16 protein-coding genes and 2 pseudogenes are annotated in these 19862 nt (G+C 71.4%); 8 read left to right on the top strand and 10 right to left on the bottom strand.

Annotated elements, in window-relative coordinates:
- Positions 1-3: 3 nt before the first annotated feature.
- Together ACFU9P_RS26185 and ACFU9P_RS26180 are read left to right on the top strand one after the other, a co-directional pair.
- Positions 4-1113 carry an aminoglycoside phosphotransferase family protein gene (locus tag ACFU9P_RS26185; protein ID WP_376381647.1) on the top strand — a complete coding sequence of 370 codons (1110 nt, stop codon included), beginning with the start codon at positions 4-6 and terminating at the stop codon, positions 1111-1113.
- 25 nt (positions 1114-1138) lie between these two features.
- Positions 1139-1624, top strand: a complete 486-nt coding sequence (locus ACFU9P_RS26180; RefSeq protein WP_376381645.1) for a GNAT family N-acetyltransferase — start codon at positions 1139-1141, stop codon at positions 1622-1624.
- An 89-nt stretch (positions 1625-1713) separates the two neighbouring features.
- On the opposite strand, the gene ACFU9P_RS26175 is transcribed toward ACFU9P_RS26180, so the two are convergent.
- From ACFU9P_RS26175 to ACFU9P_RS26165, 3 genes are all read right to left on the bottom strand, one after another.
- Positions 1714-3300, bottom strand: coding sequence for an MFS transporter (locus ACFU9P_RS26175; protein ID WP_384085127.1), 1587 nt, complete (start codon positions 3298-3300; stop codon positions 1714-1716).
- A 442-nt stretch (positions 3301-3742) separates the two neighbouring features.
- Positions 3743-4756 (bottom strand): zinc-binding dehydrogenase, encoded by a 1014-nt coding sequence (locus ACFU9P_RS26170; RefSeq protein WP_384085124.1) that lies wholly within the window; start codon positions 4754-4756, stop codon positions 3743-3745.
- 337 nt (positions 4757-5093) lie between these two features.
- Positions 5094-6392 (bottom strand): NAD(P)-binding protein, encoded by a 1299-nt coding sequence (locus ACFU9P_RS26165; RefSeq protein ID WP_384085121.1) that lies wholly within the window; start codon positions 6390-6392, stop codon positions 5094-5096.
- 152 nt (positions 6393-6544) lie between these two features.
- Between ACFU9P_RS26165 and ACFU9P_RS26160 the strand changes: the two genes are divergently transcribed.
- Positions 6545-7249, top strand: a complete 705-nt coding sequence (locus ACFU9P_RS26160) for a pentapeptide repeat-containing protein (RefSeq protein ID WP_384085118.1) — start codon at positions 6545-6547, stop codon at positions 7247-7249.
- A gap of 357 nt (positions 7250-7606) precedes the next feature.
- Here the strand turns inward: ACFU9P_RS26160 and ACFU9P_RS26155 are convergent, their stop codons facing one another.
- Positions 7607-8104 (bottom strand): hypothetical protein, encoded by a 498-nt coding sequence (locus tag ACFU9P_RS26155; protein WP_376381635.1) that lies wholly within the window; start codon positions 8102-8104, stop codon positions 7607-7609.
- A gap of 315 nt (positions 8105-8419) precedes the next feature.
- Between ACFU9P_RS26155 and ACFU9P_RS26150 the strand changes: the two genes are divergently transcribed.
- Both ACFU9P_RS26150 and ACFU9P_RS26145 read left to right on the top strand, forming a co-directional pair.
- The gene (locus ACFU9P_RS26150) at positions 8420-8986 is read left to right on the top strand and encodes a Uma2 family endonuclease (protein WP_384085424.1); all 567 of its coding nucleotides are present in this window, start codon (positions 8420-8422) and stop codon (positions 8984-8986) included.
- A gap of 38 nt (positions 8987-9024) precedes the next feature.
- The gene (locus ACFU9P_RS26145; protein WP_384085115.1) at positions 9025-10527 is read left to right on the top strand and encodes a M1 family metallopeptidase; all 1503 of its coding nucleotides are present in this window, start codon (positions 9025-9027) and stop codon (positions 10525-10527) included.
- A gap of 133 nt (positions 10528-10660) precedes the next feature.
- Here ACFU9P_RS26145 and ACFU9P_RS26140 read toward each other — a convergent pair whose 3' ends face one another.
- Positions 10661-11236 carry a TerD family protein gene (locus ACFU9P_RS26140; RefSeq protein ID WP_046506246.1) on the bottom strand — a complete coding sequence of 192 codons (576 nt, stop codon included), beginning with the start codon at positions 11234-11236 and terminating at the stop codon, positions 10661-10663.
- 224 nt (positions 11237-11460) lie between these two features.
- Here ACFU9P_RS26140 and arfB point away from each other — a divergent pair, with 224 nt between their 5' ends.
- Complete coding sequence (arfB, locus tag ACFU9P_RS26135) at positions 11461-11892, top strand: alternative ribosome rescue aminoacyl-tRNA hydrolase ArfB (RefSeq protein ID WP_046506243.1); 432 nt, start codon at positions 11461-11463, stop codon at positions 11890-11892.
- Between the two features lie 38 nt (positions 11893-11930).
- Here arfB and ACFU9P_RS26130 read toward each other — a convergent pair whose 3' ends face one another.
- On the bottom strand, positions 11931-12446 hold the full coding sequence (locus ACFU9P_RS26130) for a flavin reductase family protein (protein WP_384085110.1): 516 nt from the start codon (positions 12444-12446) through the stop codon (positions 11931-11933).
- A gap of 543 nt (positions 12447-12989) precedes the next feature.
- Between ACFU9P_RS26130 and cdgB the strand changes: the two genes are divergently transcribed.
- Together cdgB and ACFU9P_RS26120 are read left to right on the top strand one after the other, a co-directional pair.
- Positions 12990-14762 carry a diguanylate cyclase CdgB gene (cdgB, locus tag ACFU9P_RS26125; protein WP_376381621.1) on the top strand — a complete coding sequence of 591 codons (1773 nt, stop codon included), beginning with the start codon at positions 12990-12992 and terminating at the stop codon, positions 14760-14762.
- A 326-nt stretch (positions 14763-15088) separates the two neighbouring features.
- Positions 15089-16105: a CBM35 domain-containing protein gene (locus ACFU9P_RS26120; protein WP_384085106.1), complete on the top strand. Its 1017-nt coding sequence runs from the start codon at positions 15089-15091 to the stop codon at positions 16103-16105.
- Here ACFU9P_RS26120 and ACFU9P_RS26115 read toward each other — a convergent pair.
- From ACFU9P_RS26115 to nagA, 4 genes and pseudogenes are all read right to left on the bottom strand, one after another.
- A complete protein-coding gene (locus ACFU9P_RS26115) occupies positions 16086-16964 on the bottom strand; it encodes a ketose-bisphosphate aldolase (protein WP_384085103.1) in 879 nt (292 codons plus the stop codon). The two genes, ACFU9P_RS26120 and ACFU9P_RS26115, sit on opposite strands and share 20 nt — an antisense overlap.
- An 82-nt stretch (positions 16965-17046) precedes the next feature.
- Positions 17047-17745: pseudogene (locus ACFU9P_RS26110) on the bottom strand (1-phosphofructokinase family hexose kinase); the annotation flags it as partial.
- Between the two features lie 528 nt (positions 17746-18273).
- A pseudogene (locus tag ACFU9P_RS26105) lies at positions 18274-18489 on the bottom strand (PfkB family carbohydrate kinase); the annotation flags it as partial.
- A gap of 167 nt (positions 18490-18656) precedes the next feature.
- The gene (gene nagA / locus ACFU9P_RS26100) at positions 18657-19811 is read right to left on the bottom strand and encodes an N-acetylglucosamine-6-phosphate deacetylase (protein ID WP_376381615.1); all 1155 of its coding nucleotides are present in this window, start codon (positions 19809-19811) and stop codon (positions 18657-18659) included.
- Positions 19812-19862 lie beyond the last annotated feature (51 nt).

The following is a 19862-nucleotide window of genomic DNA, read 5'->3' as shown; positions in this document are numbered from 1 at the left end:
GGCGTGATCGACATTCCGGTGGAGCTGGCGGAAACACAGTCGAGGTTTTCGGGGGAGGCGGGCCGGGCGTTCATCGCGGCGCTGCCGGGCCGGGCGGCGGATTTTCTGGAGCGGTGGGAGCTGCGCCGTACGGGTCCCGCGATGTACGGCAAGTGCGCGCTGGTGCTGCCGGTGGGGTGCGCGGACGGTACGGCGGCGGTGCTGAAGCTCCAGCAGCTCGACGACGAGTCGGCGGGGGAGCCGGTGGCGCTGCGGGCGTGGGGCGGGGACGGCGCGGTGCGGCTGCTGCGGTACGACGAGGGGACGGGGACGCTGCTGCTGGAACGGCTGGTTCCGCGTGGGCTGGACGGTCCAGGCGGACCGGACGGGGTGGCTGGTTTGGGCGGTCCCGGCGGGCCTGACGGGCTGGCTGGTTCGGGCGGTTCCGGCGAGCTGGCTGGTGCCGGTGGGCCGGGCGGTCTGGGCAGTCCGGTTGCGGGCGATCCGAACGCGCGTGATCTGCTTCCGCGTGATCTGCCCCCGCGTGATCTGAGCGGATTGCCGGTCCGGGAGGCGGTCCGGATCCTGGCGGAGCTGCTGGCGCGGCTGACATCGGTGCCGGCTCCGGCGGGCCTGCGGACGCTCGGGGATGCAGTCGCGCGGATGCTGGACGAGGCCCCGTCGCTGGCGGGGGAGTTGGTGGACGAGGGTGAGCGGCGGCTCGTACGCGACTGTGCGGCGGCGGTGCGCGAGGTGGCGGACGAGCCGGGGGACCGGCTGCTGCACTGGGATCTGCATTACGAGAACGTGCTGGCCGCGGAGCGCGAACCGTGGCTGGCGATCGACCCGAAGCCGCTGGCGGGGGATCCGGGGTTCGAGCTGCTGCCGGCGTTGGCGAACCGGTTCGGCGCTGCCGACGCGTACGACGGGACGACGGCTGTCTCCGAGCCGGCCGGCTCGGAGACCCTGTGGCGCTTCGACCTGATGACGGAGGTCCTGGCCCTGGACCGGTCCCGGGCGCGCGCCTGGACCCTGGGCCGCGTGCTGCAGAACTCCCTGTGGCGGCTGAGGGAGGGCGACCAGGAGCTGGATCCGGTCCAGGTGTCCATCGCTCGGTCACTGCTGGCACGGTGAGCGGGGGAGAGGGCAGGCTGCGGTCATGATTCGTACTGCCACTGCCGCCGATGTTCCGGTGATCCACGCGATGATCCGTGAGCTGGCGGAATACGAGAAGTGCCTGGACGAGGCGAAGGCGACCGAGGCGCAGCTCCACGACGCGCTCTTCGGCGAGCACCCGGCGGCCTTCGCGCACATCGCGGAGTCGGACGAGGACGGCGAGCCGGTCGGCTTCGCGCTCTGGTTCCTGAACTTCTCAACCTGGCGCGGGGTGCACGGCATCTACCTGGAGGACCTGTACGTACGGCCCGCCAGCCGCGGCGGCGGCCACGGCAAGGCACTCCTGACGGAGCTGGCCCGGATCTGCGTAGCGCGCGGCTACGAACGGCTGGAGTGGTCCGTCCTGGACTGGAACGAGCCGTCGATCGGCTTCTACCGATCACTGGGTGCGGTGGCACAGGACGAATGGACGGTCTTCCGCCTGACGGACGAGCCACTGCACACGCTGGGAGCACGTGCGGGGGCGTAGCCGGGCCTGGTGGCGGGGCGTGGCCGGGTCTGTGGCGGAGGCGTAGCCGTCCATGGGGCGGGGCGTCGGCGGGGGCGTAGCCCGGCCCGTCAAGGGCTGGCGTCCGTTGCTGATTCGCGGGTGCGGGGGGACGCGCCCGTGATGACGAGTACGGCTACGACCGCCGCGGCGATCAGGATGGCGGCCGCCCAGGCCAGGGCGACCGTGAAGCCGTGGACCGTCGCCGTGTTCACCAGAGCCGTTCGCTCGGGCGGGGTGAGGCCGGTTGTCTTCGCCGCCGCCAGATACGTACTCGTCGTGGTGATCGCGATGGTGTTGAGCAGGGCCGTACCGATGGAGCCGCCGACCTGTTGTGCGGTGTTGACGGTTGCCGAGGTGACGCCGGAGTCCCTGGCGGCCACGCCCGAGGTGCCGGTGGCGATGGCGGGCATGAAGGTGAGGCCGAGTCCGAGGCCGAGCAGTACGGTGCCGGGCAGGATGTGCGCCGGGTAGCTGGAGTGGGTGTCGATGAAGGTCAGCGAGTACAGCCCGGCCGCGCCGAGCAGCAGCCCGGGCCCGAGCAGGTAGCGCGGCGGTACGTGCGGCAGCAGCCGGGCGGAGATCTGGGTGGATCCGATGACGATCGAGGCGGTCAGCGGCAGGAAGGCCAGTCCGGTTCTGAGGGGCGAGTAGCCGAGGACGGTCTGCAGGAAGTACGTCATGAAGAGGAACGCCCCGAACAGCCCGATGGTCGTCAGGCACATGATGAGCATCGAGCCGCCGCGGTTGCGGTCGCGGACGATGTGCGGGGGCAGCAGCGGCCCCGGCGTACGGGTCTGCCACCACGCGAATCCGCTCAGCAGCGCGGCGCCGCCGGCGAGCAGGCCCAGGACGAGCGGGGCGCCCCAGCCCTGGATCTCGGCCTCGCTCAGCCCGTACACCAGGGCGACGAGCCCGCCGCAGCCGAGGACCACGCCGGGGATGTCGAGGTGCGCGCCGTGGGTGCCGCGGGTGCCGGCCCGGTCGCTGAGCAGGGTGTACGCGCCGACGACGGCGATGGCGGCGATCGGCACGTTGACGTAGAGGCACCACCGCCAGCTCAGGAACTCGGTGAGGACCCCGCCGACGAGCAGCCCGATCGCTGATCCCGCGCCGGCGAGCGCGCTGAACACGCCGAAGGCCTTGGCGCGTTCGTCGCCTCTGGTGAAGGTGGTGGTGAGCAGCGAGAGCGCGGACGGGGCGAGGAGCGCGGCGAAGGCGCCCTGGAGCGCACGGGCGAGGAACAGCATTTCCGGGCCGGTGGACGCGCCGCCGATCGCGGAGGCCGCGGCGAAGCCGATGAGGCCGATGACGAAGGTGCGTTTGCGGCCGGCGAGGTCGGCGATCCGGCCGCCGAGGAGCAGGAGACCGCCGAAGGCGAGGGTGTAGGCGGTGATGACCCACTGGCGGTTGCCGTTGGTGAGGCCGAGTTCGCGCTGGGCGGAGGGCAGGGCGATATTCACGATGGTGGCGTCGAGAACGACCATGAGCTGGGCGGTCGCGATGACGGCGAGCGCCCACCAGCGGTGGGTGTCGGTCTCGGCGCCGGTCTCGGGGCGGGGGTGCCGACTGGGGTACGGGCCCCGGGAGCCGCGTTGACCTGGGTCCTGGCCGGGGTACGGGCCGGGCCGGCCGCCCGAGTTCGCCGGGTCGCTCATCCGGGGTCTTCCCTTGTGTGGGTGTGGGCCGGTGGTGGGGTGTGCCGAAGAAACACCTGGATAGAAGACCACGAATCGGGTGATTTCGCTTCTTGCGGGGAGTGCGGGGCGCGAGCCCGGGTGGGGTGGGGCGTCGTGATACGAACTGGGGCGGGCCGTGCCGTACGGGCGCCTGCGGGCCTCGCCTCCCCGAGTGGCGCGTACGCCGCGTGCCACGCGTCCGGGAGCGGGATGCCGTGTCGGCGCGGACCCCTCGTACTGGTGGCGGCTGATCCGTACCGGCGCGCCACTGCCCGTACGGGCAGTGGCCCACCCGTACCCGCTCCGCGCCCGCCGTACCGCCCGCGGCTCGCTCGTACCCGCGCCAGACCCCCGTCCAGGCGCCGGTACGAGCGACCTCCCCCGGCCCGGGGCCCCACCCCATCCCCTCCACCCCCGGCCCTTACGGCTCCAGGACCACCTTCCCCACCGTTCCGCGCGTCTCCAGTGCCTGGTGGGCGCGTGCCGCCTGCGCCAGTGGGAAGCGCTGGACGGCCGGGCGCAGGCGGCCGGTTGCGGCTTCGGTGAGGGAACGCTCCTCCAGGACGCGCATGTCGCCGCCCGCCTTCTGGAGCATCACCGGCCCGAGAACGCTCTCAGAGGTGATCCCGCGCTCCGCCAGTTCCTCGTCCGTGAAGGTCAGCGGCGCTCCGTCGAGCAGGCCCCTGCCCGACCAGCCGAAGACGAGGTGCTTGCCGCCCTTGGCGAGCAGGTCCACGGCCGCGCGGCCCGCCTCCCCGCCGACCGAGTCGAAGACGATGGTCGCGCCCCGGCCGCCGTGGTGTTCGCGGAGGTGGTCGCGTACCTGTACGGGCCAGTCGGGCAGGGTGTAGTCGACGGCCAGATCGGCGCCGTTCGCGGCGACCCGCGCGGTCTTGGCGGGTCCGCCCGCGAGGCCGATGACCACGGCGCCCGCGTTCTTCGCGTACTGCACGAGCAGGGTGCCGATCCCGCCCGCGGCGGCCGGTACGAGGACGATGTCGCCCTGGCCGAGGCCGTCGGTGAACAGCAGGATGCCCATGGTCGTACGGCCCGTCCCGATCATGGCGACCGCCTCGGCCTCGTCGAGCCCGGCCGGGATCTCGTGCAGGCGGGCGGTGTCGGTGACGGCGAGTTCCGCGTACCCGCCCGGCACCATGCCCAGGTGCGCGACGACGCGCTTGCCGAGCCAGCCGGGGTCCGCGCCCGCGCCGAGTGACTCGACCGTACCGGCGACCTCGCGGCCCGGGACGGTCGGCAGTTCGGTGGCGGCGGGGTACGGGCCGCGCATGCCCTCGCGCAGCGCGGTGTCGAGGAGATGAACCCCGGCCGCGGCGACGGTGATCCGGACCTGGCCGGGGCCGGGAAGCGGGTCCTCGACCTGCTCGTACGTGAGGTTCTCGGCGGGGCCGAAGGCGTGGAGGCGGATGGCGTGCATGGCGGGCTCCCTGGGGTTGTGCGGCGGTCTGTGCGACCTGTTTGTACGGCTGTCTTGTGCGGCCAGGTCTGTGCGGCCAGGTCTGTGCGGCCGGTCCGTACGGCGGTCTGCGCAGCGGTCTGTGCGGCCGGTCTGCGCGGCGGTCTGTGCGGCCGGTCGCGAGGGCTGTCCGGTGGGTCGTCCGGTGGGTCGTCCGGTGGGTCGTCCGTACGGTCCGTACGGCGTGTCGCGTCCGAATACGGTTCGTACGGCGAATCCGGCGTATCCGGTGAATACGGCGTGTCCGGACGCGACCTGTCCGACTGGCCATGTGGGCTCTGGGAGCAAGCCTCCGACCTCAAGCGTGCTTGAGGTCAACCCCCGCCGGGCGGGCCGCATCCCGCAAGAACTGCACCCGCTGGAGCGCCAGCGACGCCGCCGCGATCCCGCTGTTGAACGACACCTCCGACAGCACACCGGGCGCGGCGACCTCGTCCCCCGCCAGGTACACGCCGTCGCCGCGGTCGATCCGTGGCCGGTCCCGCCAGGTGGTGCCCGGCAGGTCGACGGCCCCGGTCCGGCCGGTCGCGAGGGACTCGCGCCGCCACACCGTACGCTCGCGCCAGCCGGGAAACCCCAGGTCGAGCAGGTGCTCGGCGCGGGCGATGCCGTCGGCGGCGGACTGTCCAGGACCGACCGGGAAGTGGCCCTGGAGCAGTTCGTGGCCGGCCGGGGCGAGGGACGGATCCTGCGCGGTGAACCGTTCCAGCCAGCCTGGCGCGTCGAGGTCCGAGACGATGAACGGGTCGCCCCTGCGCGCCCGTACCGCCAGATCGAGCAGCGCCGTACGGCCGCCGGTCCAGCGCAGACCGTCGTCCTTGAGGAGCCGGCGGGCCGCGCTCAGGGAGGTCGCGACGATCACGGGGCCGTCCTCGGCGAGCGAGTCGAGCGCGTCGAGTGAGTCGATCCGTACCGCCGTCTCGATCCGTACGCCCAGATTCCAGGCGTGCCCGGCCATACGGTCGGTGAGCTGACCCCAGCCGCCGACCGGGTAGCGGGCCTCCGGAGGCAGTGCGGCGGCGCGCCGGAGCCGTTCCTGGACGAAGGCGGCGGAGAGCGCGCCGGGGTCGTCGTGGAAGAGGGCCACGGCGGCGAAGTGCGCGGCGGCGCGGGCGGTGTCCGGCCCGGCGAGCGCGGTGGCCCAGGTCATGAAGTCGGTGTCCACCGGGGCCTGTTGGGCCGGACGGCGGGCGAGCCGGAACACGCCGAGGGGCGGGGTCCTGCGCAGCGCGCCGCCGCGGTGGAAGCGGAAACGGGCGGCCTCGCGCGCGGGCGGGCTCGTCATGGGGCCGAGCAGCCCGCGGCGGCGCAGCCAGGCCCAGTGGGGGCCGCGGCTGTAGAGGGCGTGCGGCCCTTCGTTGGTGAGGTACGGGCCTTCGGCGGTACGGGCGCGGCCACCGAGGGTGTGATGGGCCTCGTAGAGGGTGACCGCGGCGCCCGACTCGGCGGCGGTGATGGCGGCGGTGAGTCCGGCGAGGCCGCCGCCGATGACGGTGATGCGGGTGGTGTGGGTGGTGCGGTGGCTGCTACTACGGCGGTGGCTGCTGTCGCTGCGACGACTGCCGTCGCTGCTGTGACTGCGATTGCTGCGGTCCATGGTGTGCGTCTCTCCCCTGCCGACTGTTGCTTTCGCCTGCTGGCTGTTGCTTTCGCTCACTCCCAGTGCGTGGGCTCCCGGCGGTGTGACGGATACCGGACAGCTCGATGTGACATCGGCGCGTTGTCAGTGGTGTACGTCACCATGGGGACATGGCGAGGAAGACGACGACGAAGAGCGGTGCGGGCGGGGGCGGCGGAGGCGCGGCGAGGCGGGTCGAGGCGCGTCGGGCGGAGGTGCGGCTGCCACCGCTGAGTCCGTACGGCGGCGGGCTGGAGCCGGACGGGGATTATGACGGGCTGGAGTTCAAGGACCTCGACCTGACCGGGCAGGAGGGGGTCGGCGCGCGGTTCATCGACTGCGCGCTGCGGGAGTGCGTTCTCGACGAAACAGCGCTGGGGCGGGCGCGGTTCATCGATTCCGTGCTGAGCGGTGTCCGGGGTGTGGGCACGGATCTGGCGGGCGCGTCGCTGCGGGACGTGGAGGTGGTGGACGCGCGCCTGGGCGGAGTGCAGCTCCATGGCGCGGTGCTGGAGCGGGTGCTGATCCGGGGCGGGAAGATCGACTATCTGAATATGCGGAAGGCCCGGCTGAAGGATGTGGTGTTCGAGAGCTGTGTGCTCTCGGAGCCGGACTTCGGGGACGGGGAGCTGGAGCGGGTGGAGTTCCGCGACTGTGTGCTCAGGCGGGCCGATCTCACGGGGGTGCGGATGAAGGACGTCGACCTGCGGACGGTCGCCGAGCTGGACATCGCCCGGGGCCTGGACCGGCTGGCGGGCGCGGTGATCAGCTCAGCCCAACTCCTGCACCTGGCACCGGCGTTCGCGGCGCAGATCGGGGTGCGGGTGGAGGACTGAGGGGAGTGGGTACGGGAGTGAGGCCGGGCGGGTCGCTGCGCTCGGCCGGGCGGTGCCGCGGTTCGTACTTCGTACGCAGGGCCCGGGCCGGGCGGACCGAAGGCCCCGGCCTGGGGGGATGGGCCGGGGCCTTCGTGGTGCTCCGGGGGCGCGCCTGGTGTGGGGGGAGGAGCGATTGCCCGCTCCCGGCGCTGCCCCGGCACTCCTCGTCTGCCCGGAGGCCGGGGATGTACGCCTGACGATCCGGAAAACGATGCAAGGGGTGTGTGCCGGTCGCGTGCCCGCGGTGGAGGGCCTGTAGGGGGAGGGTGACGAGCGGCGCGCCACCCTCGTACCACCAGCCCGTACAAGCGCAGGTCAGACGCGGGGGAAGCGGGCCTGGAGGTCCCAGACGATCGGGTTGTCGGCCAGGCCTTCGTGCATGTCGGCCAGGTCCGCGATCAGATCGTGCAGGAAGTCGCGCGCCTCGCGGCGGAGCAGCCGGTGGCTGAAGGTGAGCGGGGGCTCGTCGCCCGCCATCCAGTCGGCCTCCACATCGACCCAGCCGAACCGCCGCTGGAACAACATCCGGTCGGCCGACTCGGTGAAGTCCAGCTCGGCGTACTGCGGCGTGGCCGCGCGGCTGCCCCGCGGGTCGCGGTCGAGCCGCTCGACGATGTCGCACAGCGCCCACGCGAAGTCGAGCACCGGCACCCATCCCCAGGCTGTGGACACCTCACGGTCCGCCTTGGTGTCCGCGAGATAGACATCCCCGCAGAACAGGTCGTGCCGCAGTGCCTGAACATCCGCGAGCCGGTAGTCGGTCTGTGGCGGATCGGGAAAACGCCGGGAGAGGGAATACCCAATGTCAAGCACCCCCCAATGCTCCCACGCCCACCCCCCACCACCCCACGCACCCACCTGCCACCCCCGCGCGCCCGCTCACTACCCCCGGCCGCGCGGTGTGGATCGGCTCGTAAGTCTCTGGCCTGCAGAAACGTCACCGTTCGCACGTTCGAGTGAAGGATTACAGTTTCCTTTCCTGCCGTGCGGCCTAGGCTGGCAGTGTCGCTTGCACGAAGGAGGTCCGCCGTGGCACTGCCTGTTTCCGAATACGAGCCGTATGACTCGGACTCGTACGAGCCGGATGAGCCGTACGAAACCGAGGGCGGCGAAGTCGATTACATGCGGATGCTGCGACAGATGAAGGGAAAGATCCCGGCCATGACAGTGGAAGCGGCCTTCGACGTGTTCAGTGCGGCTGCCCCAGCGGGGTGGCGCGTGGAATTGATCGAAGGGGAGATCCACGTGGCGCCTCCCGCCAATGGCGAACACGAAGAAATTGTTTCGGAGTTGAGCGGACAGGTCCGCGATCACCGCAAAGACCTGGGGCGTTACACGTGCATCGGGCTGTACGTTCCAGGCGCGTCGGTCACCGGAAAGATCGTGCCCGACCTGGTGATCGCGCCGAAGGGGAGCTTCGCGGACACATTGGAGTATCACGATCCCGCTCCCGTGCTTCTGATCGCCGAGGTGACATCGCGCTCGACCGGTGACAACGACCGGGTCAAGAAGATCCGTGGGTATGCCCGCGCCGGTATTCCCGTCTACCTCCTCATCGACCGGGAAGCCGATCAGGCTGTGCTGTGCACAGTTCCTTTCGGCGAGGACTACAAGCGCAAGGTTCCGTACAAGCTCTCCGAGCCGGTTCCGCTTCCTGAGCCGCTGGGGTTCGAGCTGGACACCGGCGAGTTCTGAGCCGGGCGGCTGGGATCGGGGGCGCCTAGGATCGGGGGGTGGACAAGCGGCTGGGTGTGCCTCTGACATTTCTTCTTCCCCTCACCCTTCTTGTACTCAGCGGCTGTGCCGGTGAGGGGGCTGTGCGGGGGCGGCCGGGGAGTGCGGGGGTGCGGGATCCTTATTTTCCTCGGCTGGGCAATGGCGGTTATGACGTTCAGCACTATGGGCTGACCCTCGACTATGTGCCCGCCACCGGTCGGCTCAAAGGCACCGCCGAGATCACCGCCCGCGCCACCCAGGCTCTGAGCGCCTTCAATCTCGACTTCGCGGGGATGCGGGTCGATTCCGTGACCGTGGATGGCGAAAGTGCCGCGCTCCACCGCGCCGGTTCGGAGCTCACTCTGCGGCCCCGTGACGATGTGGCGCGGGGCGACATCTTTCGTACGGTCGTCCGCTACTCCGGCGTGCCGCGGCGGATCGTCGATCCCGACAAGTCGGAGGAGGGGTGGCTGGTGGCGGGGCAGCGGGCGGTGGGGCTGGGGGAGCCGACCGGTTCGATGGCCTGGTATCCGGGCAATCACCACCCCAGCGACAAGGCGGCGTACGACATCCGGATCACCGTGCCCGAGGGGCAGAAGGCCGTCTCCAACGGTGAGTTGAGGAGCGAGAGTACGACGGACGGGCGCACCACCTTCGTCTGGCACTCCGCGCAGCCGATGGCCAGCTATCTGGCGACCGTCGCGATCGGTCCGTACAAGACCGAGACCTCGGTACGGACCGAGAAGCCCGAGAAGGCCGGGAAGACTGGGAAAGCCGAGAAGGCCGGGAACACAGGCGGGACGGACGCCGGGAAGACCGGCAAGGCGGCCAGGACCGCGGACCAGGACACAACCCCCCTGCCCATCTACAACGCCGTCGATCCCTCCGTCGCCGCCGACAGCGCGCGGCTCCTCGCCGAGCTTCCCGCCATCGTCACCTGGGAGGAGAAGACCTTCGGGCCGTATCCCTTCTCCTCAACCGGCGTGATCATCGGGCGCAAGGGCGATTCCCAATACGCCCTGGAGACCCAGAACCGGCCCTTCCTCCCCGGTCCCACCAGCGTCGCGACGCTCGTACATGAGATGGCCCACCAGTGGTTCGGGAATTCGGTGACCCCGAAGTCCTGGCGCGACATGTGGCTCAATGAGGGGTTCGCGGAGTACACCGAGTGGCTCTGGGCCGAGCACACCGAACAGGTGCCGGTGCGGCAGAGTTTCGAAGAGGCCTACGACGACGACGAGAATTGGGCGTTTCCGCCCGCCGAGCCGCCGTCCGCCGCGCATATCTCCAACGCTCCGGTGTACGGGCGCGGCGCGATGGTCGTCCATCAGGTACGGGAGGCCGTGGGCGACGCGGCCTTCTTCCGTATCGTGCGGGGCTGGCTGGAGACATACCGTCACCGCAATGCCGACACCGATGACTTCACGGCCTATGTGGAGCGGGAGTCGGGCCGCGATCTGGGCGGGATCTGGGACGCGTGGCTGTACGGCGACGGCGACGACAGGCCTCCGCTCGACTGACCGCCCGCGAGGCTATTCAGCCGGCAGCCCGGCAGCCCGGCCGACCGCCCCTGCGGACGGCCGGCCGAGCTGCGCTCAGAGCTTCGTCACGCCGTCAAGAGCCGACGTCGGAAGCCCTCGTCAGAAGCCCTCGTCAGAGGTTGACGCCGAAGTCCGTCGCGATGCCCACCAGGCCCGAGGCATAGCCCTGGCCGACCGCGCGGAACTTCCACTCCGCTCCATTGCGGTACAGCTCACCGAAGACCATCGCGGTCTCGGTCGCGGCGTCCTCGCTCAGGTCGTAACGGGCGATCTCGCTGCCGCCGGCCTGGTTCACGATGCGGATGTACGCATTCCGCACCTGGCCGAAGTTCTGGCTGCGGGTCTCGGCGTCGTAGATGGAGACCGGGAAGACGATCTTGTCGACATCGGCCGGCAGACCCGCCAGATTGACGTTGATCGCCTCGTCGTCGCCCTCGCCCGCGCCCGTGCGGTTGTCACCGGTGTGGACGATGGTCTGGTCGGGCGTCGACTTGTTGTTGAAGAAGACGAAGTGGCCGTCGGAGACGACCTTCCCGCCTCCGTTCACCGCGATGGCCGAGGCGTCGAGGTCGAAGTCGGTGCCGGTGGTCGTACGGACGTCCCAGCCGAGGCCGACCGTGACGGCGGTCAGGCCCGGTGCCTCCTTGGTGAGGGAGACGTTGCCGCCCTTGGACAGGCTTACAGCCATGGGGATGTCCCTTTCGTTGTCGTGTGCGGGCTTCGGGTCGTCCCGAAGTTACCGTCACCCGACATAACGCGGGCAGAGGACCGGGAGGTTCCGCGCCCCTTTACTTTCTTTACCCGGAGGGAGGACAGAGCGCGCGTACGCACCGGCAGGCGCGGGTCGATACGGAGCGGGGGCGCGGCGAAAAGGGGGTGACGGGAATGGCGCGGGCACGCGACCATGGGGGCATGTCCGGGCCTCCGTATGTCATCCGCGGTTCGGTCTCCCTGCCGGAGGCCGAGCTGATGTGGCGTTTCTCGCGCTCGTCGGGGCCGGGCGGACAGCACGTCAACACCAGCGACTCACAGGTCGAGTTGCGCTTCGACCTCGCGAAGACGGAGGCGCTGCCGCAGGTCTGGAAGGACCGCGCGCTGGAGCGGCTCGCGAACCGGCTGGTGGGCGGTGTGATCGCCGTACGCGCTTCGGAGCACCGCTCACAGTGGCGCAACCGCGAGATGGCGGCGGTACGGCTGGCATCCCTGCTGGCCGAGGCGACGGCCCCGCCGCCGCGGGCCCGCCGGAAGACGAAGATCCCACGCGGTATCAACGAGCGCCGGCTGCGCGAGAAGAAGCAGCGGGCGGAGACGAAGCGCGGCCGCACGGGCCGCGACTGGTCGTAACGGCGCGGGGGCTCTCCTGCCCCTGCGCGGGGGCTCGCCTATCCCTGGCCCAGTTGCCGGTAGCGGCCCTTGAAGTACATCAGCGGGCCGCCCTCCGTGCTCGGGAGTTCCGCCGTCAGGACGCGGCCGATGACCAGGGTGTGGTCGCCCGCCTCCACCCGTTGTTCCGTACGGCACTCCAGGGTCGCCAGCGCGCCGCCGATCAGCGGGGCGCCGCTCGCCTCGCCGCGCCGGTACGGGATGTCCTCGAACAGCAGGCGGTCGCTGATCCTGCCCTTCATCGCGAACCGGCCCGCGATGTGGCGCTGGCTCTCCGTCAGCAGGGAGGCGGCCCACAGGGGCTGTTCGGCGAGCAGGTCGTCCATGCGGGAGCCGTTCCGTACGCTCACCAGCACCAGCGGCGGGTCCAGGGACACGGACATGAAAGCCGTCGCCGTCATCCCGGCGTTCTCGCCGCGCGGTCCTTCCGCGCTCAGGGGCGGTTCGTACGCGGTCACCAGCACCACGCCCGCGGCGAGCCGGGACAGGGCGGCGCGGAACTCGTCGTTGCTCACCCCCTCAGCATGGGGGACGGCCCCGGCGCTGGGAGCGGGGGCCTCGGTACGGGAAGCGGGGGTCGCCCGGAACTGGGACACGGCCGAACGCTAACCTTGTCCGCCGTCGCCCCGCATCGGCCCACCGGACCAGGACCGGTCCTAGGACCAGCGGGACCGGCCCGGTTCCCCAGGACGCGTCCGCGGGCACCGGCGCACCCATCGGCAATGGCGCCGACCCCACACCCGAAACCGCACCCCGGACGGCACCCGGAACCGCAACTCCGGACCGCACCCCGGACGGCACCCACGGGCGACACGCACGACACCCGCGCACGGCACGCGCGACACGCCCACGGAATTTGCTTTCCGAAAACCTGGGGAGCGCTCTCAACATGCACTCTTCCCGGTCATCCGATCATGTGACTTGAGTCACAGTGTGGGGTATTTGTTGACCCTGTGTACCGGGCGAACAGCTCGCTGTGATTCAGTGGCGATGAGAATGCAACGCGAGAGCCGATGAGAATCCTGGAGTTGCTGTCGAGGTCTCGGGGAGAGCGAACAATGGAGACCGAGTCGGAGCCGTATGTCCGTCTTGCGACCCTGCGGCAGTTGCACCGGGCCGTCGCCGAACTGAACGTCGCCCGCAGCCTGGCGGACACTCTCCAGGCCGTCGCCGACGGCGTCGTGGACGGCCTCGGCTACGAACTGGCCTGCGTCAATGTCGTACAGGCCGACGGTGACCTGGTCGTCGCCGCCTTCTCCGGCAGTGAAGCCGCCGAGGCGCTGATCACCGGCCGGGTCGGCTCCCGCGGCTCCTGGGAGCGTCGCCTCTCCATGGGTGAGTGCTGGGGCGAGCTGCGCTTCATACCCCACACCGAGGGCTGGGTGCTGCTGGAGGACGACGTCCCGCAGTGGTACACCGAGGGTCCCGATCCCCGCTTCGAGGACGAGTGGCACCCGCAGGACCGCCTCTACGCCCCGATGTACGCGCGTGCGGCGGCCTCGAAGTACGGGCGTGCGGCGGCCTCGAACGGCGAGGAGGAGTTGCTGGGGGTCATATCCGTCGACCGCCCGCGCGGTGGCCGCCGCCCCGGACCCTGGGGGCAGGAGGCCCTCCAGATGTACGCGTCCCAGGCAGCGATTGCGATCAGTAACGCTCGCCTCCGAGCAAATATGCAGCGTGCTCTCGTCCGGCTCGAACGCGAACAGCAGGCGTTGCGGGCCAGTGAGGAATCCTTCCGTCAGGCGTTCGAGTACGCGCCGAGCGGGATGGCCGTCGCCGAGATGGGCGGGGACCAGCACGGGCGGCTGCTGCGGACCAATGACGCGCTGTGCCGGCTGCTGGGCCGCCCGGCCTCCGCGATGCGCCGCTACTCGTTCTCCGACCTGGTCCATCCCGAGGACATCGGCACCCTGCTCCGTACCTCCGCCGAGGGCGGCCGGGCCGAGCTGCGCCTCGCCCGCCGCGACGGCACGTACATCTGGGTCTCGCTCCGTAACTCCGTGGTCGCGGACACCACCGACGGCCCGCGCTTCCTGCTCACCCATGTCGAGGACATCGAGGAGCGCAAGAGCCGCGAGCTCCAGCTCGCCCACCGCGCCTCCCACGACTCCCTCACCGGCCTGCCGAACAGCGCCGAGCTGCGCTCCCGCCTCAGCTCCCGGCTCTGTTCACGCCCCCACGCCCTGCGCGAGACCGCGGTTGAGGCCCTGGACGCGGCGTACGGCGGGTACGACGGCACGGTCCTGTACGAGCCGGGGTACGACGCGTACGACGGCTATGACGGATACGACGGGTACGAGGAACAGGCCGGTCTGCGTGGCGGGGCACGGGCGGCCCTCGGCCCGGGCACCGGCGGCGCGGCCGGCGGCGGAGGCTTCGACCACCATGTGCACATGGTCGCGCCCACCGGCGACGGCGAGACCGACGACGGCACGAAGGGCCTCGCGGTCCTCTTCTGCGACCTCGACGGTTTCAAGTCCATCAACGACCGGTTCGGCCACAACACCGGCGACGCGGTCCTGATCGAGGTCGCGCGCAGGCTGACCACCGGGGTACGGGACGGCGATACGGTGGCCCGGCTCGGCGGTGACGAATTCGTCGTCCTCGCGGACGGCCTGGGCGCGGCGGACGCGGCGGATCTCGCCGTACGGCTGCGGAACGCGATCATCCCGCCGATCAGGGTCGACGGGCGCGCGGTCAGGGTCGGCGCGAGCTTCGGCATCAGTTGGGCGGCGTGCGGGATGTCCGTGGAGGAGGTCCTGCAGTCGGCCGACCAGCGGATGTACGTGGAGAAGCGGTCGCGCAAGACGGTCCACCGGAGGGCCGGATAGTCCGTGCAGGGTACGAAGCGCAAGGCAGGAAATGCAGGGCAGGACAGGAAGCGCGGGGCAGGAAGTACGGGCAGGAACCCGGGCCGGGGCACGGACTCCCAGCCGGGGCACGGTCTTTCCGGACGTCATTTTCAGGCGTCCTTTTCCGGCGTTCGCGGGCCGTCCGGTACGTATCCGGGACAGGGCTGCGACATGCCCGCGACGCGTTGTTCACCCAGGGGCGGCACAGTGGCTGCCCTCAGTCAACGCCCGTCCATGGGCTTACTCATTCGAGGTAGGCTCGGCCGGTCGGCGACGCTGGCGAGATGGTAAGGAGTGACCCAGGGATGACGGCCGGGAACAACGGCGCGAGCACGCCCGAGGACGAAGACCCGTTCGGCTATCTGTACGAGGACGGTCAGGCGCAGGGCGGCAGTCAGCGGCGCCAGGGCGGCTACGGCTACCCCGGGCCGACCGCGCAGCCCGGCGTGCCCAGGACGTCGTACAACCAGGTCAGGACGGTCGGCGAGCGCCAGTACGGACAGCAGCAGGTCCCGCCGCAGCAGGCGCAGTACGGGCAGCCGACGGCTCCGTACGGGCAGCAGGCCCCGTACGGTCAGGGCCAGGCGCCGTACGGCCAGCAGCCGAACGCGCACTACGCGGCCCCCGAGACCCACCCCGGCGGTGCCACCACCCGCCAGGTGCCGGCCCAGCGCGGCGGTGGCCGTGGCGGTCCCAACACCAGGGGCCTGCTGATCGGCGCGATCGCGGTCGTCGTGGTGGTCGTGATCGGTATCACGGCCGCGGTGCTCTCCAGCGGCAGTGACAAGGAGAACAACGACGCGGCCCCGACCGACGGCCCCTCGGCCCCCGTGTCCCAGCCGGCCGACGGCAACAACAAGCCGAGCGACGGCGCGTCCGACAAGGCCGACGAGGGCATCCAGCTTCCCAAGCAGGACGCGGCGACCCTGAAGCTGGGACCGCCGGCCGCCCTCGCGACGGACATCAAGGGCGCCGAGGGCACGAACGGCTCGTATGTGACGGGCTTCAACGCCGTCGGCGCGTCGGTGACCTGGACCGCGGACATCGAGAAGGCCGGTTCGTACGCCCTGTCCGTGCGCTACGCCATCCCGGCCAAGGACGCGAACGCGACGCTGACCGTCAATGGCAAGGCTAATTCCAACCCCATCGGGCTGAAGAACTTCATCCATTCGAATGACCCGAACTGGGAGAAGAACTGGCAGACCACCTGGGCGCCGGTCGACCTCCAGGCGGGCAAGAACACCATCAAGATCTCCTGCGAGGCGGGCAACCAGTGCGACGCCATCCTTGACTGGCTGGAAGTCACGCCTCCGAAGAACTGACCGCCCGACCCTGGGGAACCCGCGAGCCGACCACCCGTAGGAAACCCGCCACCGTCCCGGCCATCGCCTCGCGAGCCGGGACGAGGTATTTCCGGGGGTCGACGACCGAGGGACGGGCCGCGAGGTACTCCCGTACGGCACCGGTGAAGGCCGTGTTCAGGGCCGTACCGACATTGATCTTGACCATGCCGGCGGCGACCGCCCGGTGGATCTCCTCGTCGGGGACGCCGGAGGAGCCGTGCAGGACGAGCGGTACGGGGACGGCCTCGCGCAGGGCGGCGATCAGCGAGTGGTCGAGGGTGGCGGTGCGGCGGGTCATCGCGTGCGAGGAGCCCACCGCGACCGCCAGCGCGTCCACCCCGGTCGCGGCGGTGTAGGCGGCGGCCTCCGCCGGATCCGTACGGACACCGGGGGTATGGGCACTACCGTCCTTGCCGCCGACCGCGCCGAGTTCGGCCTCGACCCAGATGCCCTGGTCGTGGCCCCAGCGCACCGCGTCGGCGGTGGCCTTGACGTTCTCCGCGTACGGCAGTTTCGAGGCGTCGAACATCACCGAGCTGAAGCCCGCGCCGGGTGCGGCCCGCAGCAGGTCCACCGACTCGACATGGTCGAGGTGGAGTGCGAGCGGTACGGCGGAGGCGCGGGCGATCGCCACCGCGGCGGCGGCGATGGCGCGCGGCTCGCCGCCGTGGAACCTCACCGCGTTCTCGGAGAGTTGGAGGATCGCGGGGCGGCCGGCCCGCTCGGCGCCGGTCGCGATGGCCTCGGCGTGCTCCAGGGTGATGACATTGAACGCGGCGATGCCATGGCCGGCGGCAGCGGCGGCCGTGACGAGTTCTCCGGTGCCGGCAAGTGGCATGGGCCCTCAGTTCCGTTGTGCCAGTTCCGTTGTGCTTGTGTGCGGTTGTACTGCGGTACGGGCCCGCTGCGGGGGCTGGGTTTCAGAGCGGCGGGTGTTCGGTGACGGTGACGCGCGGGAGGAGTTCCTCGTACGCCTCGGGGTCGAACTCGCCCGCCACCGGGGCCAGGACCGTCGCCGTGGCGAGGGCGACCGCGCGGCTGAGCCGGGCGGGCCAGGGGAGTTGTTCGACCAGGCCCGACAGCAGTCCGGCCACGGCCGAGTCGCCCGCGCCCGTCGGATTGCCCTTGGCCGGGGCGGGCGGGGCCGCCTGCCAGACGCCGTCCGGGGTGGCCGCGAGTATGCCGTCCGGGCCGAGGGAGGCGATGACCGCGTGGGCGCCGCGGCGGCGGGCGTCCCGGGCGGCGCGCAGGGGTTCGCGGGAGCCGGTGAGCCCGGCGAGTTCGTCGGCGTTCGGCTTGACCAGATCGGGGCGGGCGGCGACACCGCGGCGCAGGGGTTCGCCGCTGGTGTCGAGCAGTACGGGCACGCCCGCTCCCCGGGCCCGGCGGATCAGCTCTGCGTACGCGCCGACATGGATGCCGGGTGGCAGGCTGCCGCAGAGGGCGACGGCTTCCGCGCCGGCGAGCAGCCGTTCGTAACCGCTGAGGAAGGCGTTCCACTCGGCGGCGGAGACGGTCGGCCCGGGCTCGTTGAGCTGGGTGGTGTCGCCGCTGGTCTCGTCGACGACGGCGATGGTGCGGCGAGTGGATCCGGCGATGGGTACGAGGGCGTCCACGGGGCGAGTGGTGGCGCGGGCGGGCGCGGTGCCGGGGCGGCGGGGGTGGCCGGTGCCGGCGCTGGAGGCGCGGGCGGTGCGGGGGTTGGGGGTGCGGCCGGGGTTGCCGGGCTCGGCGGTCGGGCTTTCGGCGGGCGGCGGCGGGGTGGTGCCCTCCAGGCCGGTGCCCTCGTGGCCGGTGTTTGTGCCCGTGGTGGCCGGGCCCGGGCTTTCCGTACTGCCGATGTGGTCCGGGTCCGTGCTCGGGCCGTGCCGGCCGTCGGCGCCCGTACCGGTGCCTGTACCGGCGAGCGGACCCGTGCTCGGACCTGCCGCCGGGCCGCGTCGCGTGCGGGGGCCCGTACCGTGCCGGGAGCCGGTGCCCGTGCCGGTGCCGGTTCCGGGGGCGTGGCGGGCGTCTGCGCGGCGGGGACCGTAGCCCGCGCCGCCGCGCCGTCCGTCCACGCCAGGGCCGTGCGCCGAGCCGTATCCGGAGCCGTACGCCGGTCCGCGCCCCGCGCTGTAACCGGAGCCCGCGCCGTGGTGCGCGCCCGCCAGCAGTTCCCGCAGGACATCGCCCGTACGGCCGCCCGCGAACCCCGTCACCACGGTCTCGTGGCCCAGTGCCGCCAGCACCCGCGCGACGTTCAGGCCCTTGCCGCCGGGGCGTTCGACGACCTCGCTGACGCGGTGGGTGGTGTGCGGGACGAGCACGGCGGTGCGGTACGTGATGTCCAGCGCGGTGTTGAGCGTCACCGTCAGGATCACCGTCACACCCCCGGGGAATGCGCTTGCTCGACTTGCTCGGCCTGTTGCCGATTGCCTATTACCGGAGTTACCGGAGCGATCATGTCAAAAAGAAAGCGGTTGGCCCAGACCCCGGGCAGCCGCCGTCCCCGGTCGGAAGCCGGTCCGGGGACGGCGGGCGGCCGGAATCAGCCCAGCCGGGGTTCGACGATCCAATCGCCCTTGTACAGCACGCCCTTGACCGAGAAGTCCGCGTCCAGCACCACCAGATCCGCGTCCTTGCCCGGCTCCAGCGAGCCGACCCGGTCGTCCACGCCCAGCAGCTTCGCCGGGTTGGCGGAGATCGCCTGGACGATGTCCTCGACCGGCAGCCGGTCGACCGTCGCGGCCCGCTTGAACGCCGTGTCCAGCGTCAGTGTGGAGCCCGCGATCGAGCCGCCCTCCACGAGCCGCGCCACCCCGTCCTTGACCTCCACGGCCAGCGGCCCGAGCTGGTAGAGCCCGTCGCCGAAACCGGCCGCGTCCATCGCGTCCGTGATGAAGGCGACCCGGCTGCCGCCCGCGCGGTGGAAGGCCAGTTCCAGGGCCGCGGGGTGCAGATGCGTACCGTCGTTGATCAGCTCGACGGTCACCCGCTCGTCCTCCAGCAGCGCGGCGATCGGCCCGGGCGCGCGGTGTCCGAGCGGCGGCATGGCGTTGAAGAGGTGCGTCGCGACGGTCGCCCCGGCGTCGATGGCCTCGACGGTCTGCTCGTACGTCGCGTCCGTGTGCCCGATCGCGGCGATCACGCCGTGTTCGGCGAGCAGGCGTACGGAGTCGATGCCGCCGGGGAGTTCGGTGGCGAGGGTCACCATCCGCGCCGTACCGCGCGCCGCGTCGAGCAGTTTGCGCACCTCGGCCGGGTCGGGGTCGCGCAGCAGCGCCTCGCTGTGGGCGCCCTTGCGGCAGGGGGAGATGAAGGGGCCTTCGAAGTGGATGCCCGCGAGATCGCCCTGCTCGACCAGCTCGGAGAGGATGCCCGCGCGCTGGGCGAGGAAGGCCGTCTCGCCGGTGACGGTGGACGCGACGAGCGTGGTGGTGCCGTGCTCGCGGTGCGTACGGATGCCGGTGAGGACGTCGTCCACGGAGCCGGAGGTGAAGGAGGCGCCGCCGCCGCCGTGGTTGTGCATGTCGACGAAGCCGGGGACCAGCCAGTGGCCCGACAGGTCCAGGGTGGCGGCGCCGTCCGGCGCGGCACCCGCGATCCGGCGCCCCTCGACGATCACCCGCCCGCCCTCCACGATCCCGGTGGGCAGCACCACCCGGGCGCCGGCGAGAACGGTGCTTTCGGCACGAGCGGCCATCAGGCGCTCACCTCCGGGACGAGTGGATCGGTGGGGGGATGGGGGGTGGAT

Origin of the sequence: Streptomyces sp. NPDC057617 (assembly GCF_042800555.1) — a bacterium.
Lineage (GTDB): Bacteria > Actinomycetota > Actinomycetes > Streptomycetales > Streptomycetaceae > Streptomyces.
This window is presented reverse-complemented; position numbering and strand designations above follow the sequence as displayed.